This is a genomic window from Aliiroseovarius sp. YM-037 (assembly GCF_048060095.1).
Classification (GTDB): domain Bacteria; phylum Pseudomonadota; class Alphaproteobacteria; order Rhodobacterales; family Rhodobacteraceae; genus JBLUOA01.
The window spans coordinates 67040-84591 of record NZ_JBLUOA010000002.1; the positions used below are offsets into that span (position 1 = coordinate 67040).

General features: G+C 58.6%; 18 protein-coding genes. 4 read left to right on the top strand and 14 right to left on the bottom strand.

Annotated elements, in window-relative coordinates:
- On the bottom strand, window positions 1–747 hold the full coding sequence (locus tag ACEWPJ_RS10915; protein ID WP_416513100.1) for an amino acid ABC transporter ATP-binding protein: 747 nt from the start codon (window positions 745–747) through the stop codon (window positions 1–3).
- Window positions 748–930: 183 nt separating this feature from the next.
- On the opposite strand from ACEWPJ_RS10915, the gene ACEWPJ_RS10920 reads away from it, so the two are divergent.
- Genes ACEWPJ_RS10920 through ACEWPJ_RS10930 form a run of 3 tightly spaced genes read left to right on the top strand, consistent with a single transcriptional unit; the run spans window position 931 to window position 2820 of the window.
- Window positions 931–1902 (top strand): fatty acid desaturase family protein, encoded by a 972-nt coding sequence (locus ACEWPJ_RS10920; protein ID WP_416513101.1) that lies wholly within the window; start codon window positions 931–933, stop codon window positions 1900–1902.
- Window positions 1874–2209 (top strand): non-heme iron oxygenase ferredoxin subunit, encoded by a 336-nt coding sequence (locus ACEWPJ_RS10925; protein WP_416513102.1) that lies wholly within the window; start codon window positions 1874–1876, stop codon window positions 2207–2209. The genes ACEWPJ_RS10920 and ACEWPJ_RS10925 overlap by 29 nt, the downstream gene beginning before the upstream one ends.
- A gap of 29 nt (window positions 2210–2238) precedes the next feature.
- Window positions 2239–2820, top strand: coding sequence for a carboxymuconolactone decarboxylase family protein (locus tag ACEWPJ_RS10930; RefSeq protein ID WP_416513103.1), 582 nt, complete (start codon window positions 2239–2241; stop codon window positions 2818–2820).
- Here ACEWPJ_RS10930 and ACEWPJ_RS10935 read toward each other — a convergent pair.
- The 9 genes from ACEWPJ_RS10935 to ACEWPJ_RS10975 all read right to left on the bottom strand — a co-directional run bounded on the left by ACEWPJ_RS10935 (window position 2817) and on the right by ACEWPJ_RS10975 (window position 12179).
- A complete protein-coding gene (locus ACEWPJ_RS10935) occupies window positions 2817–3908 on the bottom strand; it encodes an ABC transporter ATP-binding protein (protein ID WP_416513104.1) in 1092 nt (363 codons plus the stop codon). The genes ACEWPJ_RS10930 and ACEWPJ_RS10935 overlap by 4 nt on opposite strands.
- A complete protein-coding gene (locus tag ACEWPJ_RS10940) occupies window positions 3905–4696 on the bottom strand; it encodes an ABC transporter permease (RefSeq protein WP_416513105.1) in 792 nt (263 codons plus the stop codon). Before ACEWPJ_RS10940 ends, ACEWPJ_RS10935 begins: the two co-directional genes overlap by 4 nt.
- Entirely contained in the window at window positions 4693–5682 is a 990-nt protein-coding gene (locus ACEWPJ_RS10945) for an ABC transporter permease (RefSeq protein WP_416513106.1), read from the bottom strand. Before ACEWPJ_RS10945 ends, ACEWPJ_RS10940 begins: the two co-directional genes overlap by 4 nt.
- A gap of 115 nt (window positions 5683–5797) precedes the next feature.
- The gene (locus tag ACEWPJ_RS10950) at window positions 5798–6904 is read right to left on the bottom strand and encodes an ABC transporter substrate-binding protein (RefSeq protein ID WP_416513107.1); all 1107 of its coding nucleotides are present in this window, start codon (window positions 6902–6904) and stop codon (window positions 5798–5800) included.
- A gap of 49 nt (window positions 6905–6953) precedes the next feature.
- Window positions 6954–8093 carry an NAD/NADP octopine/nopaline dehydrogenase family protein gene (locus ACEWPJ_RS10955; protein WP_416513108.1) on the bottom strand — a complete coding sequence of 380 codons (1140 nt, stop codon included), beginning with the start codon at window positions 8091–8093 and terminating at the stop codon, window positions 6954–6956.
- Complete coding sequence (locus ACEWPJ_RS10960) at window positions 8090–8683, bottom strand: peroxidase-related enzyme (RefSeq protein WP_416513109.1); 594 nt, start codon at window positions 8681–8683, stop codon at window positions 8090–8092. Before ACEWPJ_RS10960 ends, ACEWPJ_RS10955 begins: the two co-directional genes overlap by 4 nt.
- Window positions 8680–9165, bottom strand: coding sequence for a CMD domain-containing protein (locus tag ACEWPJ_RS10965; RefSeq protein ID WP_416513110.1), 486 nt, complete (start codon window positions 9163–9165; stop codon window positions 8680–8682). Before ACEWPJ_RS10965 ends, ACEWPJ_RS10960 begins: the two co-directional genes overlap by 4 nt.
- Complete coding sequence (locus tag ACEWPJ_RS10970) at window positions 9162–10661, bottom strand: NAD(P)-binding domain-containing protein (protein WP_416513111.1); 1500 nt, start codon at window positions 10659–10661, stop codon at window positions 9162–9164. Before ACEWPJ_RS10970 ends, ACEWPJ_RS10965 begins: the two co-directional genes overlap by 4 nt.
- A gap of 60 nt (window positions 10662–10721) precedes the next feature.
- Window positions 10722–12179, bottom strand: a complete 1458-nt coding sequence (locus tag ACEWPJ_RS10975; protein ID WP_416513112.1) for an aminotransferase class V-fold PLP-dependent enzyme — start codon at window positions 12177–12179, stop codon at window positions 10722–10724.
- Window positions 12180–12297: 118 nt separating this feature from the next.
- Between ACEWPJ_RS10975 and ACEWPJ_RS10980 the strand changes: the two genes are divergently transcribed.
- Window positions 12298–12771, top strand: coding sequence for an Lrp/AsnC family transcriptional regulator (locus ACEWPJ_RS10980; RefSeq protein ID WP_416513113.1), 474 nt, complete (start codon window positions 12298–12300; stop codon window positions 12769–12771).
- 49 nt (window positions 12772–12820) lie between these two features.
- Here the strand turns inward: ACEWPJ_RS10980 and ACEWPJ_RS10985 are convergent, their stop codons facing one another.
- The 4 genes from ACEWPJ_RS10985 to ACEWPJ_RS11000 all read right to left on the bottom strand — a co-directional run bounded on the left by ACEWPJ_RS10985 (window position 12821) and on the right by ACEWPJ_RS11000 (window position 17546).
- Entirely contained in the window at window positions 12821–14068 is a 1248-nt protein-coding gene (locus ACEWPJ_RS10985) for a glycosyltransferase family 4 protein (protein ID WP_416513114.1), read from the bottom strand.
- A complete protein-coding gene (locus ACEWPJ_RS10990) occupies window positions 14061–15083 on the bottom strand; it encodes an NAD-dependent epimerase/dehydratase family protein (RefSeq protein ID WP_416513115.1) in 1023 nt (340 codons plus the stop codon). Before ACEWPJ_RS10990 ends, ACEWPJ_RS10985 begins: the two co-directional genes overlap by 8 nt.
- Window positions 15080–16201: a Gfo/Idh/MocA family protein gene (locus tag ACEWPJ_RS10995; RefSeq protein ID WP_416513116.1), complete on the bottom strand. Its 1122-nt coding sequence runs from the start codon at window positions 16199–16201 to the stop codon at window positions 15080–15082. Before ACEWPJ_RS10995 ends, ACEWPJ_RS10990 begins: the two co-directional genes overlap by 4 nt.
- Before the next feature lie 202 nt (window positions 16202–16403).
- On the bottom strand, window positions 16404–17546 hold the full coding sequence (locus tag ACEWPJ_RS11000; RefSeq protein WP_416513117.1) for a hypothetical protein: 1143 nt from the start codon (window positions 17544–17546) through the stop codon (window positions 16404–16406).
- Window positions 17547–17552: the final 6 nt, after the last annotated feature.

Genomic DNA, 17552 nt, shown 5'->3' on the forward strand with positions numbered 1-17552 from the left:
CTAATGCTCCAGAATCTGATCTAGGAACAATCGGCAGCGTTCGCTTGACGGGTTGGTAAAGAATGTCTCGGGCGGCGAGACTTCGACGATACGGCCCTCTTCCATGAAGACCATCGTATCCGCGACCTTCCGCGCAAATCCCATCTCGTGGGTGACGACCACCATCGTCATGCCCGTCCCCGCGAGTTCAACCATCACGTCGAGCACTTCGTTGATCATTTCGGGGTCGAGGGCCGAGGTCGGCTCATCAAACAGCATGATCCGCGTTTCCATACACAGCGACCGCGCAATCGCCACGCGCTGCTGCTGACCGCCGGAAAGTTGCGCTGGATATTTATCTGCCTGTTCTGGAATATGCACACGATCCAGATACTTACGCGCCGTTGCTTCAGCATCTTGCTTGGACAGTCTGCGCACCTTGATCGGCCCGATCATCAGGTTTTCAAGAACCGTCAGATGAGGAAACAGGTTGAACTGCTGAAACACCATCCCGACTTCCTGCCGCAGGGCACGGATGTCCTTAGACCCCTCAAACACCTCAACGCCGTCAACCACCAGCTTGCCAGAATTGTGGTTTTCCAAGCCGTTAAAGCATCTGATTAAAGTCGATTTACCTGACCCCGACGGGCCGCAGATCACCATCCGCTCTCCTTGGTGAACGGTCAGGTTGATATCTTTCAGTGCATGGAACGGCCCGTAAAACTTGTCGAGATGTTCGGCAGCAATGATCGGCTGTTTGGACACCATATAGTTTGGACCTAAATGCTAGACAGCGGCAATTCCGTCGAATTATGTATAGGCTTAATAGATTCGAACAGCATTAAATCACTGATTTTGCGATGTTGGGATCTATGGTGCGGAGCACTCCCGTCTCCGGCTCAGGTCAGCGCATAGCAAAGGAACCGCGCGCCTGATACTGCGAGGATCACCATGAACAAGGCAATCGTGACGCCCCTGACCCAGGCTTTGGCAGAGGGCAAGCTTTCGCGCGACGAACTCAAATCCTTCATGCAACGATCAAACGGACCCGCCGCCTGGCGCCTGCTGGTGTGGGTTCTGGTGCTGGCATCGACGGGTGGGTTGATCGCCCTTGCGTGGGACAGTTGGCTGATCTGGCCAGCGATGTTTTTGCACGGAATCGTCATCGTGCACCACTTTTCGCTACAACATGAATGTGTGCATTACACCGTGTTTCGAACCCGCTGGTTGAATGATCTGGTTGGAAATATCTGCGGTTTGATCCTGATCCTGCCGCACAAGCACTTTCGGTATGAACATTGCGACCACCACACCTTTACCCAGCTTGAAGGCGACGACCCCGAACTCGTCCCGATGCCGCAGACGTTCGGGCAATACCTCTATTACCTCTCGGCGCTTCCCTACTGGCGGGCAAAATTCACCGAGCTGTTTTCCCACGCCGCCGGACAGCTAACCGACGACGAAAAACGCTTCATCCCGTCGGTCGAATATTTGTCGGTGTTCCGAGAGGCACGCGTGATGGTAGCGGCTTACGCCACCCTGCTGGTCGTGATGATCGCAACCGGGTGGTGGGCGCCGCTTTGGTATTGGTTCATCCCCCTGATGATGGGTGAACCCGTGATGCGCTTCATTCGGATGACCGAACATGTCGGGCGACCAACCGTCCCGCAGATGCACGAAAACACCCGCACGAATATAGTGTCGCTGCCGTGGCGGTTCCTGTGCTGGAACATGAACTATCATGCCGAACATCACTATGTGGCCTCCGTGCCGTTCCACGCCCTGCCGCGGCTGCATGAGAAGTTGAAGGACCACATTTTTGTAGAGCCGAACGGATACCTCGGCGCACACAGGGATATTCTAGGCCAGCTATTCTCGGGTCACGGACCAGCCGTTGACGGGACATCAAACCGTGGCGGCTGAGCGTGAGTGGACGGATCTGATCGGCGTCGATGCACTTGAGCAGAACTGGGTGACGCGTGTTGATCTGGGACCGCGGCGGCTTGCCGTTTACGATACACCCAGCGGCATTTACGTATCACTCGCGCTTTGCAATCACGGCGGCGCCGATCTGTGTGACGGGTATTTCGACGGCCACGTCATCGAATGCCCGCTGCATCAAGGCGCGTTTGACGTGCGCAGCGGCAAGCCCGTCTCTGCCCCTGCTACGCGACCGATGAAGACCTTTGAAACACGGGTGCAAAACGGCACCGTCCAGATACTCACCTAGCCCACGAAGGGGCGTCAGAAGGAACAGCAATGTCAGCTTGGATAAAAATGATCCCGGACGAAGAGGCCGACGCGCCGTTGAAAAAGGCGCTTGATAACGCCCGCACCCCGCACGGAACGGTCGATAACGTGATGCGGGTTCATTCGCTGCGGCCCAGCACGATGAACGGGCACGTCACGCTATACCGCGCATGCCTGCATGATGACTCCAACACTATCCCGATGTGGTTTCAGGAGGTCATCAGTTCCTATGTCTCAACGCTCAACACCTGCCCCTATTCCTACGCCAATCACTGGGCAAACGCCCGGCATCTGATCGGGGATGACGAACGGGCGGACAAAATTGAACAGGCGATAAATGCCCATCAACCAGAAGACGCGTTCGACGGGGCTGAGCTTGCGCTGCTGCGCTACACCGAAAAACTGACGCTCCGCCCCGGTGAGATGGTGCAATTCGATGTTCAGGCGCTAAAGGATGCCGGCGTCGATGACGGAGAAATCTTGGAAGCAAACCAGATCATCGGCTATTTCAACTACGCGAACCGTCTGTTGAACGGCTTGGGCGTCACGACCGATGGCGATGTGGTCGGCTATTACGCCGGGAACGACTAGCCGTCCTGCAATACCGCCAGATGCGCGCTGTCCCAGCCGATCCAGACTTCGTCGCTCGGCAAAGCGCCGGCAACGGCCGGGTCGACATAGGCTTTCAGCGTCGCATCGCCCGCATCGGCCACCCGCACATCGACGGCGGTGCGGCTGCCTTTGAACAGGCGGTTTTCCACGCGCCCCTTCATCGCATTGCCTTGCTTGGGCTTTTCGTCATGCAGCGCGATCTTTTCAAGCCGTAGCGCGGCGGTCACATTACTGCCCTCGCTCGGCGTGTGATCGCGCGCGGTGCCGGTCACCGACACGCCGCGCCAATCAAACGTGATTTCCCTGTCCTTGCAGCTGCGCACCGTGCCTTCCAGCAGGTTGGTTTCGCCCACAAACTCCGCCACAAACCGGCTGCGAGGGCGCAGATATAGGTCTTCGGGCGTGCCGTCCTGCTCCACCCGGCCTTCGTTCATCACGACGACGCGGTCAGACATCGTCAGCGCCTCATCCTGATCGTGGGTCACGAAAAAGAAGGTCTTGCCGGTGCGTCGTTGGATGTCTTTCAACTCGACCTGCACCTGCGCCCGCAGCTTCGCGTCGAGCGCGCCAAGCGGTTCGTCGAGCAACAAAAGCTCCGGGTCCGGGGCAAGCGCACGGGCAAGGGCCACCCGCTGCCGCTGTCCGCCCGATAGCTGGTCGGGAAGCCGGTCGCCGAAGGTCGCAAGCTCAAGAAAAGACAGAAGCTCATCAATCCGCGCCTTGATTGCGGATTTACTTAGCCCTTTCAACTCCAGCCCGAAGGCAATGTTCTGGGCGACGGTCATGTGCGGAAACAGCGCATAATCCTGAAACACCATGTTCACGTTGCGCTTGTTCGGTGGCAGATCGGTCACGTCGTTGCCACGCAACAGCACTCGCCCCTCGTTCGGCGTTTCAAACCCGCCGAGGATGCGCAGCGTCGTCGACTTGCCGCAGCCGGATGGGCCGAGGAAAGTCACGAACTCCCCCGACGCGATCTTCATGTCGAGCTCTCTCAGCGCGACCGTTTCCCCAAACCGCTTGGTGATCTTGTCCAGATGCACAACCGTGTTGTCGGCGTCAGTCATGAGCGGGTTCCTTTATTCAACTTGCGCATCGAACGCTCTGCCCAAATGCCGAGCGCTGCGGTCATTATCAAAACGATCGTCGCGATCGCGTTTATCTCTGGCGACATACCCGACCGCAGCTTGGCGAAAATCAGCACCGGCAGCGTCGGCTTGTAACCGCCAAGGAAGAACGACCGCACGAAGTCATCAAAGCTAAGCAGCAGGCAAAAGATGCCAGCGCCGATCAGGGCTGGTTTGAGGTAAGGCAGCGTGATCCTGAGGAACGTGATCATCTCGTCCGCGCCAAGATCGCGAGCGGCCTCTCCGTAGCTTTTCGGTAGCGTGCTCAGCCGCGCCATGACGACCAGTGCGACGAACGGCACGTTGTGGACGGCGTGCGCCCAGATGATCGCGAACATCCCCGGATCGATGTCCAGAAGGCGTGCATAGATACGGAAGGAAATCGCCGAGATGATACCCGGAATAACCGCTGGTAGGATTGTGAGCGCCAAGATGACGACGCGGCCAAAGAACTTGCGATCCGTCAGCAACACCGCGATCCATGACCCGACGGCCAGCGATATCACCATGCTCGTCACGCCAATGATGGCCGAGTAGCCAAAGACCGACATCACCTCATCATCCGCGAAAACGCTGGTATACCAATCCATCGTCCACGACTTGATCGGGAAGCCGATGAAGTTTGAATCCTTGAACCCCATCACCACCATCAGCGCCAGCGGCACGAACAGGTAGATAACGAACGCCCAATAAAAGACTGACATCAATATGCGCGTGTTGCGGGTCATTTGACGTTCCCCTTACGCAGCGATCCCATGAATTTATTGAAGACTCCGGTCAGGGCCAGAGCGGTTATCAGCATGATGCAGGAAAACGCGGCCCCCGTCGGCCATTCGTTCCCGGCGACATGGAAGAACCCGGCGATGGTTTCGGCGAACACTGTCGTGCTTGGCCCGCCAAGCAGCACCGGTGTCGCGTAGTAACCGGTTGAGATCAGGAACACGAGGGTGCAGCCCGATGTGACGCCCTCAAGCGACAGGGGCAACGTTACCTTCCAGAACCGCCGCCACGGCCCGGCGCCAAGGTCCGCTGCCGCCTCGTGGTAGTTTGGCGGGATTTTCTCCAACGCCGAATAAAGCGGCATCAGCATGTAAAGCGAGGTCAGATAGACGATCCCGAGGCTCAGCGAAAAGCCGGTATACATGAACGGAATCGGGCGGTCGATCAGACCCAGCGCCTTTAGAAGCAGGTTCAACGCGCCGTTGTTTCCCAGCAGGATCATGATCGCGTAGGTGCGCACGATTTCCCCGACCCAGAAGGGGATCAGAAGGATCAGCAGCATAATCATCTGGTTCTGCCGTTTGACGTGCTTCGCCAGAAAATAGGCTACTGGATAAATTAGGATCAGCGTCGCAAAGGTCAGAACCGAGGCGAACGCGAGGGTGCGCAGGAAGGGTGTGGTAAAGATGCTTTTGCTGAAAAACACCGCCCAGTTGTCCAGCGTCAGTTGCGGTTCCTGCCCGGCGGAGGGCGGGTAGGCATCCAGAAAGCTGACCCAGAACATCTGCACAATCGGGCCAAGATGCGCGAATAAAACCCAGAAGATCGGGAACGAAACCAACAGCAGAAACTGGCGACGTTTGGATTTGAAGATGAAATCCGAAATTCCCTGATACGCGCCCGAATAAGCGATACGGCCCCAAAAAGGGCGTTTGTCGGATGCGGCCCGCGCTCCGTCGCCCTTGACGATTGGCTTTGATTGGTCCGAGGCCATGTGCGGCGTTCTCCTCCGTTCAGACGCGCCTACTTCGGGCATGGCGTCGTCTGCCGGTGCTTAGATGTTCTGTGGAAAGGGCCGCCCCCGATTGGCGGGCGGCCCTCAATCGCGATCAGGCGGCTTTGACTTCCTCAACCGCCGGATCAACAAGATTGTATTTCATCTCATTCGCCTCGGCGCGGAAGAACTGAAGGTTCTCAAGCTCTGCCTCGGTGAAGGACGCCGCCTGCTTTTCAAGATCGGACAGGTGCTGATCTGCGCCCGCGAAGGTCGAGATAAAGCCGGACGCCTGCGTCATCGCCGCCCCAACCTCAGAGCTGTTGAGAAGCGCATTGAGGAAGGTATAGGCATTGTCCACATTCGGCGCATTGTTCGCGACGTTCAGCGTGTAGACAAAGCCATACGACCCTTCCTGCGGGATTGTCATCGCAACCGGGAAGCCATCCATAATCAGCTTGGAAATCGGTCCGTTCCAAGCGTGTGCCAGCACAACATCCTGGTTGACCAGCATCTGCTGAATTTCAGCGCCGGAGTCGTAGTATTTCCGGACCAGTGGCTTCTTGTCGATCAGGAAATCACGCGCCTCTGCCACGATCTCGGCGGCGCGGTCGGGGTCGCCCATATATTCGACCATGTTCCCGTCATACCCTTTATAAAGCATGATGATCGACATCATATCCTGAATAATATAGGCGGTTTGGCCGCTGAACTCATCCGAGAACAGGATGTCCCAGCTTTTCGCCTGTTCGGGCGTGACAACTTCGGTGTTGTAGGCAAGGACTTCCGCACCTGACAAGATCGGCGCACCCCATTTGTTGCCGTTGATCGTGGCCCAATCGCTTTCGGAGAATACTGGATTAATATTGCCCCAGTTCGATAGGCGATCAGTGTCCATCGGCGCGATCAGTTCAGAGTCGATGAACTGCAGGAACCTATGTCCGGCGACGGTCACAATATCAACACTCGGCTCGGGCTGTTCAGCGGCCAGCAGGTTGAACTGCTTGCCCTGGTCATCAACAAGGCGGATGCGGACTTCGATGCCCGTTTCGCTTTCAAACTGCGCCTTGAATTCATCCGGCACGAAGTCGTTATAAGTCCAGATATTCACCACATTGGACTGCGCCGAAGCCGATCTGAGATAGGCAGGCGACGCCAAGACCGCCGATGCGGCAGCGGCGCTGCCAAGAAACCGACGACGACTGGTAATAAGCTTTTTCATGTGTCTATTCCCTTGTTGGTTCGGATAAATGCGGGCAAGCCGCGCTCGCTCAGTTCAGTGCGTGCCGTTCGGCATCATTGGCCTGTGTGTCAGGCAATTCGGAAAATCCGTTGCGTGCCGCGTATTTCACCTGATCAAGCGTCATGCTGTTTAGGTTCAACGCGTTCAATAATGTGTTTTCGGCAAAGAAGTCCCTGCCGTACATGGCCGAAAAAATCTCAACCCCCGCGCGGTGCAGTTTGGCCGGTTTCTCGGCGAGATCGCCAAGCAAAACCGTCATCACAAGGCCGTATGGAACGTCCTCTGTCACATATCGGCTGTCCGCTGTCGCAGGCCCGGTCCCACCATTTCCCTGCGCGTGCATTTCCTGATTCATCTCGGATATGCTGGCAATCGGAACGTGAAAGGACAAGTGGAAATGTTCAAAGATCGTCCGAACGGACAAGCCAAGTGCCTTCGCAATCCCCAACCGTTCCTGATCAAGTTCTTCAAGCAACCGCCCCACTTTTGGGGTCACGTTCTGGCCTTGGCTCCAGGTTTCGCCACGCTCCATCCGGGTAATATTGCCAAGTGCGATGCCCATGTGGTTTTGGGGGTTCAGGTTGCTGAGCGTGATCGCCAAAAGGCCATCGCGCAGAACAAACCGATCACCAAACAGCGCTTGGCAAAGCGCCAAGCCATCGTCGGCGGCCTCCTCGGGAACCGTGCAGATATCGACCTTGCTGCGGATCGTGTTGACCTGCGCGTGGGTGTAATCCGGTTGCCGCCCCGTCGTCATCGTCGTGCCCCACGCCACGATGGGCACCGAAACGCCACGCTGCGCCAACAGGCCGTTCAGATAAAGCGCGCCCAGCGACGCGTGAGAGCTTATGATGATCTTGTGCTGCGGCCCGATATGGGGTGCAAGCGCGTCCATCACAGCCTTATGCCCGTATCCCGGCAGTGCCAGCAGGATCACGTCATTCTCCACCGCCAAGGTCGCGGCATCGGGCGCAATGCGCGGGCGATACTCCCCGGTCAGCGCGCCGGTTGCGGTCAACGCTGCGCCCGCCGCCAGCTTTTCGGTGCGGGCGCCAGATGGCGACCACAACATCGGGTCGTGGCCGTCTTCCTGCAACAGCGCCGCATTGCCGAACGCAATCGCGCCTGCACCTGCAATTCCGACCCGCAAAGACTTGTTCGCGCTCAAGACGGCGCCTCCTTTTCCCGCTGAACAGGGTCGCCCAGCACGTGCATCAACCGGTTGGCCCAGCCGAATAGCGCGGATGACAGGATCAGGTCGATAATCTCCTCATCGCTCAGCCCGGCGTCGCGTAGCATGTTCATATCCGCCTCTGTCGCGTCCGAGGGGCTTTTCGCCAAGCGCAGGGCAAAGTTGAAAATCGCCTGATTGCGTGGGTCGAGCCGGGCGAACTCTCCGGCTGCAAAGATCACATCCATCAACTCATCCGACTTCTCAAGCTGGATATGCCGGGACGCGTGGACCGCAGCGCAATAGACGCATTTGTTGATGATCGACGCGGCGACCGCGCCAACCTCACGCTCCGCCCGCGACAGCCCACCCCGATCATACATGATCGCGTTGAACAGGGGGGAGCGGACCTTGAGCGTTTCAACATCATGCGCCAATACCAGAACGTAATCGGACACCTTTGTATTTGACGGTGTCACCTTCAGCGCATCGAGCTGGTCGCCGGTCGCCTCGTCCAACCTAACCGGCGTGACCCGTGGTCGCCATTCGGGGACAGTCTTGGTAAATTTGTGAATGACCTTGCTCATGCGGTTTTTTCCATCAGCGACAGCCCCGCCACAACCCGATACTGAAACGCTAGGAACGCCAGCAATTCACACAACCGGACGATGTCCGCGTCGCGAACGCCCGCTGTTTTCAGTTCGGCAATGTCGTCGGCCGCTGCATCACGCGGAGCCGTCGTGACTTTATCTGAAAAATTAAGAATGGCCTGCAACCTATTGTCATTGCTTTTGTATTCCGGATCGCAAATCGCACCCTCCGCGGCGACCATCGCGCCGTAGTGATGCGCCAGCGCAGCATGCTGGTTCAAGCGGCTTGCCCGCGTGGCGAGCGCGGCACGCAGATCATGGCTGATCCCGCCGGGGTCGTTGGGTTTCAGCGATGCCTGTTCTGCTGCATCAATCAGATCAACAACGTTCTTCCGCAATCCCAAGGCCGCATGGGTCGGCTTCTTAGGATCAAGCGCTGCGGCCTTGATGATGGTGTGCTGCTCCGCCGGCGCCGTCATTCGACGCCCTCCACATCAGTCGCAGTGCGGGCCGCGGCGTTCGGCATGTCGCTCGGCGCCCACTCATCCCCCAGCAGTTCTGGCGTGTCGTAGTCGAGCATATTTTGCCAGTGCTGTTCGATATCCTCACCGTAAAGCGTTGCGGCGATTGATGACGCGAGCCACCCGGCCCCTTCCGTGATCCCCGGAATATCGCCGCTGACCTTGCCCATGCTCGCCGCCGCGCCGTAGTTGAAGCAATAGACGTTCGACAGCCAATCGGCATCAACCCCATCACGCGCCCGGAACGAAAAATCCGGGTTGAGGTAAGGAAAATTCGCAAGGTCAGAATGTTGTTCGTCGGCAGGCGGCACGTAGACATCGCGCCAAAGCTCGATCTTGTCCGCGTTCTCTCCGAATTCCGTGCGCGCCATCGGGTCGGTGGTGAACCCGGTACCGAGGATCAGAAAATCCGCATCGATCGCGGTGCCGTCGGCGCACGTCACATGGACGACCCCACCGTTATCCTTAACGTCTTCAACCGCTTTGCCGAAATGGAAATACGCGTTCTTGTGTCGACTGACCCGCTGGGTCGATCCGCGCGGCGGCGGAGTTTGGGTCACGAAGGAATACCGCATCATCCGCCAGCGCCATTCGTCGGGCAGACGAGAGTATCCGCTTGTGAAGCCAAAGGATCCGATGCCCATCATCTTGTTGATCGTCGGCATTTCCTTGCGGCGGATCAGGTGGCGAACCTCGCTCGCCCCCGCCTCAAGCGCCTCGGCCGAGTTGTCAATCGCGGATGCTCCGACGCCGACAACCACGACCCGCTTGCCCTTGAGCGTCGAAAAATCAATCTCATCCGCCGAATGCGCCCAAAAGTCGCCCGGCACACCGTCCATGAACGCGGGGATATTCGGCTCTCCGGTCCCATCGCGCCCCGTTGCCATTACCAGCTTGCGCGTCAGGACCGATGCGGCGGGCGCGTTCGCCCCGCTCAGGTGAAGTCGCAGCAGATCGCCCTCCGGTTCGATCCGGTCGACGGACACTTCGTTCTGGACAGGCAATTCCAGAACATCACGATACCATTGCAGATAGTGCATCCACATCGGGCGCGGAATCTTATCAAGCGCCTGCCAAGCCGCTTCGCCATACTGCGCCCGATACCACGCGCGAAACGTCAGCGAGGCGTAGCCAAACGCCGGTCCGGTCAACTGCTTGGGGGAGCGCAGCGTTTCCATCCGCGCATAGGTCAGCCACGGGCCTTCCAACCCTTCAGGGCTGCGGTCGAAATGCGCAATGTTTCGCATCCCGCCCGAAATCAGCGCGTGATGCGCGACCAGCCCGCACATGCCGCCACCGATGATGATGACATCCAAAACATCCTGCCCAGCCACGGTCGTCGGCGGCACCCAGTTGGGTGCAGGAACGCAAAGGTCTACGCGATCCTGCCGCACGCGCTCTTCAAGCGCCCTGAGGCCTGCGAGGTTTGGCATATCGTGTCGTGCTTCGTTCATCTGTCGCTGTCGTCCTCAACGGGTTGGAGCGCTCGTTGGATGGATGGTGAGTGAGGCGACCTACGCCGCACCCTGATCCCCGACCAAAACTGGTCGGAACCGCGCGGTTGTCGGATCTCCGAGATACCCATCCTCGTATTTATCACACGAAGACGCCAGCTCATCCACCGCATTCACGATGAAATCAGCCTTGCCGTCGGAAAGAAGATAGCTGAAATTCAGCCGGACCCAACCGGGCTTGCACATCTCTTCGCCCCGGCTCAGGCGGGCGACGATATCGTCCGATTGCGCCTGATCGATGCCCAGCAAGGAATGCGCGTAAGACCCCGCGCAAGCGCACCCGCCGCGGGCCTGTATGCCGTAGCGGTCGCTTAACATCCGGGTAAAAAGCTGGTGATGAAACAGGCCGCCATCCGCACGCCGCACCCGGAACGCAAAGATCGGCAGGGTTTCGTCTGCCTCCAGATTGCCGAGCAATTCGATCCGTGGATTGCGACGCCAAACTGCAAGAGCTTTCTGTCGCAGTGCTTTGTTTTTGTTCGAAATGTAAGACTGGCCCATCGCCTCTTTGACCAACATCACCAGCGCCGCGCGAATGTCGCCGACAACGTTGGGCGTACCGGCTTCCTCCCGCGCGATGACGTTGGTGCTGTAATGATGCGACCATGGCGATACGAAGGATACGGTCCCGCCGCCGGATGTCGTGGGTGTATCCCGACGCACGATCGTATCGCGCAGGATAAGAACACCCGACGCCCCCGGCCCGCCCGGAAACTTGTGCGATGAATAGACGATGGCGTCTTTCTCCGCCGCGGCCTGCCCCATGTCGAACGGCATGTAGGGCGCGCCGCCCGCGTAGTCCCAGACCGAGATCGCCCCATGGCGCTTCAGTATCGTCGTGATCTGCTCCACCGGGGCGCAGATGCCGGTGACGTTTGACGCGGCGGAAAAACTGCCGACGATCAGGTCGGCATCGCGTCCCTCAATCAACGCCTGCTCAAGCAGCTGCGGATCGGGGCCGCCTGCGTTTGCCTCGGGGATTTCGATGACCTCTGCCCCGCATTCCCGCCACGGCAGCAGGTTTGAATGATGCTCGTAAGGGCCGAGGAATACTTTGACGGTATCACCCTGCGCGACACGATTCCGTATCGCCAACAGGTCGATGACCCGGTTGATACCCGCCGTTGCGCCGGCACCGCTGAAGACGACCGAACAATCCGGCCCTGCCCCGGCCATGCGCGCAATCTCTGCCCGCGCCTCAGCTCGAAGGCGGGTGCAAAACGCGCCGCAATACGACGCTTCGGTATGGCTGTTGGCGTAGTAGGGCAGCACCGATTGCATGATGAAGTTTTCAACCGGGAACAGCGCCCGACCGGAGGCGACATAATCCGCATAGATCAGCGGCTTCGGCCCAAACGGGCCGTCAATCTCGACCCCGTCGCCAATCACTTGTGTGCTTAGATACTCTGCCAGATTTGGTCGTTTCAGCGTGTGCGCGAAGTTCTGAAGGGGCGTCATTTTCGCCTTCCGATGGGGTGACTCTTGATATTCCAACCCCATCATTGACCCAAAACACGATCCATATTTTCGCAATTTTTGGCGTTGTAGATCAAAAATAATATCATATGATCGACATATGACGGAAAAGTTAGATCAATTTGATGTTCACATTCTGGAAGAACTTCAAAAAGACGCATCGCAATCGCAGCGCGCGCTTAGCCAGAAGGTCGGACTGTCCCAAAACGCCTGTTGGCGGCGGCTTCAACGCCTTCAGAAAAGCGGTGTCGTCCGTGGAAGCACACTTATCATTGATCGCGAAAAGGTCGGTGCGAACCTTGTCGTGTTTGCGATGATAAAAACCCGGCATCATTCCGAAGAATGGCTAAACCGCTTTCGCACCCATGTTTCGAACATCCCCGACGTCGTTGATTTTTTCCGCATCGGGGGAGAGTTCGATTACATGCTCAAGATCATCACGCAGGACATGGCGGCCTATGACGAAGTTTATCGCCGCCTGATTGAAAAGATCGACCTTGAAACCGTGACGTCCTTCTTCGCGATGGAGGCGATTGCAGAGCAGCGGCCGATCCGGTTAAGCGAAACGACCTAATCTTCGGCGTCAGAAGATTACGGTCGCCGACCTCGTGGCCTGAATACCCTCACCCCTCTCGGACTGGGCGCAGCGGCGGTTGTGTTCCGTTCTGATACTCCGCCAAAATCTGCGCAAGCCACGCGGTTTCGTGGGCGATGTTAAATTCTGCTGTAACCATTTCGCGCCCGGCGCGACCCATCTTGGCCCGCAAGTCGGCATCACCCAGCAACCCAGAAATCGCATCGGCGAGCGCCCCGGCGTCACCCGGCGGGGCGAGAACACCCGAAACGCCATTCTCAACAAGTTCAGGCACACCAGCGATCCGCGTCGTAACAACCGGAATGCCAGCCGCCATTGCCTCCATCAGCACGACGGGCACGCCTTCGGCAAAGCTTGGTAACACCAGCATATCCATCCGGCGGAGCGTCTCAGCGACCTCGGCTTGGGACTTGTAGCCAACAAAATCGACCATATCCGACAACGCCCGCGCTCGTTCCTCCAAGGCCGCGCGATCTGGACCGTCACCGATGATCGTGACATGCAAATCCGGGTGTTTTGGGTGCAGCGCCTCAAGCGCGTCGAACAGCACGGGCAAGCCCTTCACGGCGGCCAGACGCCCGACGAATAGCAAATTGCCGCCCGTCCGCTCCGACGCATCGTCATAGCGCCCCGGTTCGATCCCGCAGTGAACGATATGCAGCTTGGACCAATGCGACGGATCGCTGAACGCCATTGCCTGACTACGGCAGAAGTGGCTGATGCAAGCCACAAACTTCGCCCGCGCGATCTTTTCATCCAGCCGCCAGTGATGGGGTTCAAAGAAAATATCTGGCCCGTGGAGTGTGAAGCTGTAGGGTATCCCGCTCAGCTCGCTCATCAACATGGCGACTGTGCAGCTTGCCTTGGCGATGTGGTTGTGAAGGTGCGTCACGCCGTTCTGTTGAAGATGATCTGCAAGAACCGCAGCCTCTGCAAAATAGAACAACTGGTAAAGGCCCGCCTTCAATCCCGGCGGACGGGTACGAAGCGCGAGCGCAAGCGCCCTGAAATACCGCCCCGGCGATTTTCGCAGCGCCCGCGCGTGACATTTCAGCAGACGCAGGGGCGATTTCGCGGCATTGAGAATGTAGAATGTCTGTGCCGCCTCGGCGCGTTGCTCCTCTCCCACCAGATGCTCAACTCCGGTTTTGCGGATCGAGGTCGTGAAAACGTCGATGCCATTCGCGCGCAGGCCCGCAACCTCGCGCTGGATGAACGTATCCGTCGCGCGGGGATATTCGCCGGTCAGGTATGCGATAGGGCCAACATCAGCCATGGGTTTCACTTTCACTATCTTTCTCGGCGCGAAGGGACCGCTGCATCGCATCCTCAAACCCGATACTTGGTAAATCCCCTAACCGTTCCCGAAGACGGTCGGTGCCGTAGGTCAGCGGCTTCATCCGTGCATGGAGGACCGGGCGCCGCAGCAGACCCGGCGCGCGGTGCGCGAGGGGTGGGATACGCTCAACAACCGCGCCGACGGCTGACAATAGACGCCATGAGAAGGGGATGGAGAATTTCGGCCACCCACCCATGCGCAACGCGGTCAGAAAGCGCGCGCGGTCTGGCGGGTTTTCGTCGATGACGTTCAGGATGATCGGCTGCCCCGGCTCTGGCGGCATCTGGGCGGCTTTGACAATCGCAGAGGCGCAATTGTCGATGTAGGTCACCGGAACCTGCCCGTCGCCCGCCAATTGGATAAGGGCGGGGCCGATGCCGATCCCAAGGTGGCCGTTCCACACCCGTCCCGGCCCAAATATCGCACCGGGCCGTAGGATCGTCGCGCGGAGTTGATGGTCGTCAGCAGCCACTAAAACCAACGCCTCTTGCGCTAGCTTGGCGCGGCAATAAGCATCGCGCAGATTGGGGCGCTGCGCGATCGGCGTGGTTTCGTCCAAGCGCCCGCCGGGCGGAAGCCCCATCGCGCCATAGACGGAGAGCGAGCTTATCAGCACGAAATGTGGATGCTGCCCCGAATTTGTGATTGCGCCAAGCAGCGCAGCGGTCGGGCGAACGGTGGCTTCATCATGCACATCATCGCCCCCGGCCATCGCAGCGGCGGCATGGATGATCGCATCGACGTCGCTCACCGCAGCCGACAGCGCGTCACCGTCAGACAGCATGTCGCAACGAACAACCTCTACCCCGTCGTCAATCGCCCAGCTATCGGGAATAACGCTCGTCGGGCGGACGAGCGCCCGGACGGTCAGACCAGCCGACCGCGCCGTGGCAACAACATGGCGGCCCAGAAATCCGCTCGCCCCGGTGATGAGGATAGAGCCCGCCGTCATTGCGCCCAAGGCATCGGTTCGGGCAGGTCACACCGCGTCTTCATATCCTGCGGTCCGGTATCCTCGCCCGCATTCTGGATCGCCAGCGTCACCTCGTTCAAATGTAGCGCGAAGTCGGAGGACAGGCGGCATTCCCGCCCTTCGACAAGCGCATCCGCCATCTCTTTCGGGCCGAGTGCAAAGTTCATCGCAGCCGCCCCGCGGCGCGGCAGTTTCGGATGGGTCGCCCCTTTGGGCCTGATCCGTTTGCCGACCGGACTTTCCATCAACCGACGCCTTAACCGGAACCTTTTGTGGAACCGCACAGGCGCCGAATTGTCCCATGCCTTTTTGACAGCCAGCACACCTTTGTCGCCGATGATCCTGATTTGATGATCATGCGGCGCGACGATCGAACAGGTCAGCCGCGCAACCACACCGCTTTCAAAGAACAGCGACGCGACAGAGTAATCCGGGGTTTCCGTTTCGACCGTTTTGTCGGGGATCAGCGCGGCAGACGCCGCGACGACCCGACGGACCGGCCCGAAGATGGCAATCAGCCAGCTTAGATAATATCCCGCATGTTCAAGCGTGCAGCCGGTAATGAACTCATCCTTATACGGCCACGGCGCGCCGCTTTCGCTGAACCATTCGCGATAGGGCGCTTGCGGAACGAAGCCGTCATCAAGCTCTGCGTAGACCAGTCGCGGGGTGCCAGCGACGCCATCCCGCACCGCCTTCCCCATGACCTGCGCGCTTTCACCCAGCGAACTGCACGGCGCGGACATCAGCAACAGTCCCTTTTTCTTCGCCAACGTATGAAGCTTGTGCGCCTGGTCCATTTCGTTGGCCAGCGGTTTTTCGGAATAGACGTGGTGCCCAGCCTTCAGGCAGGTCTGCGACACCTCATAATGCGACGAAGGGTTGGTGAGGTTCAGAACGATACTTCCGGGCGCGAGGTCGCTAAGCAAATCTTCAAGCGAGTTGGCCGGAGTTGTTTTCCAGAACGCGCAAAACGCTTTCAGCCGTTCACTGTCTTGGTCGTAGACACGGCCAACCGACAGATCGGAAAAAGTCTCTAGCGATCGCATGTAGAGGTCGGACACAAATCCGCAACCAATGATGGACAGTGACGTCATCCAAACCCTTTATCGTCTCGTCATGCGCCCCAATGGGACAGAATCTATCTAAACTCGAAGGCCCAGCCCCGGAAAACCTGCCCAGCCTAACGCCAAAATCGGTTGATTTCCAGTCGCTTGTAGATTCGATGTCCGACCGAAATGCGGTCTAATCGGATCAAAGTCGTGGCATCGGCCACTAGTCCGCGGCGCCGCTTGTGGTTCAAGTTCTGAGCGCGAGCGGTTCGGTCTTGTGGATGGGACGCGAAGTCTCAATCAACGCGACATCGCGGCAAATTTTCCGCCAGTTTTCTTCAGCCTTGGACAGGTATGTCTCAGCATACCATTTTTGGGACCGACGCCCCAACAACGCTGCCCACTCTGCATCGTTCAACAAGCCTTCGACCGCATCCGCCAGCCGCCCCAAGCGGGCAGACCGCCGCAGGTCTTCCGGCAGCAACCCGCCCAGCCCGTAGCTATGTTCGCTAACAACAGGTGTGCCGACCGCCAGAGCGCCAACGATGCGCGGTGTTTCCAAGTGGTTTGACCGCAGCGAATGGATATTCAGACAGCAACGCGATTGCGCCGCGGCGTCTTCAAAAACCACATCTTGATGAGGGGAAACCGTGAACCCTCGCGCCTTTAGCGCGTCAACAACCAGACGTCGCCGTTCCGACATCCCTCCGACAAAGCAAACGTCGAAAGGGCGATCCGGAAACGGGATCGTGGCGGGCAGATTTTTCGGATGAACCGCGACATCAAAGCCCTGAACCGGCATATCCCACTGCCGCGCCAAAACGCGGGTCTGGGGCGGGTAGTAGTCAAGCAACACGTCATAAAGGTCGCTTTTTTCGTCCAACATCGCCCTTTTGCGCCGGATCATATGCCACCCGGCGCGCCCGATGCTGAGCGGGTTGCCCAAAATTTCGACGACGGAGAAATTGAGGTAGACGTAGCGGCATCGGGGCCGTCGCTGGTGGCGCTTGAAATTCTCGCCAATAACAAAAATGAGCGCCCCGTCAGAATAGGTCGCGTCGTCCAACTCAGGACAAACAATCAACTCTGCCACTTCGCCGAAGGTCTGCCGCAGCATCCGGTGGATGAACAACGCAACATTTCGGACATAGGCAAAGCTGACGTCCTGCACGATCAGGTAGACCTTGCCGCCCGCGTTTAGCGGCGGTGCACCGTTCCTATATGCAGTCTGCGATTTCAAACGATTGGGTCCGTCAACCTCAGCGATATGCCGCGCGCAGTTATAGTTGCCGCGGGGTTGCGCGAAAGGGATCGCCGCCGACAGCCCGCCAACCGCCCATTTCTTGCCGAAAATATCGCGCCCAACGGCGGCGAATAGCCGAGTTTGCAACCCCGT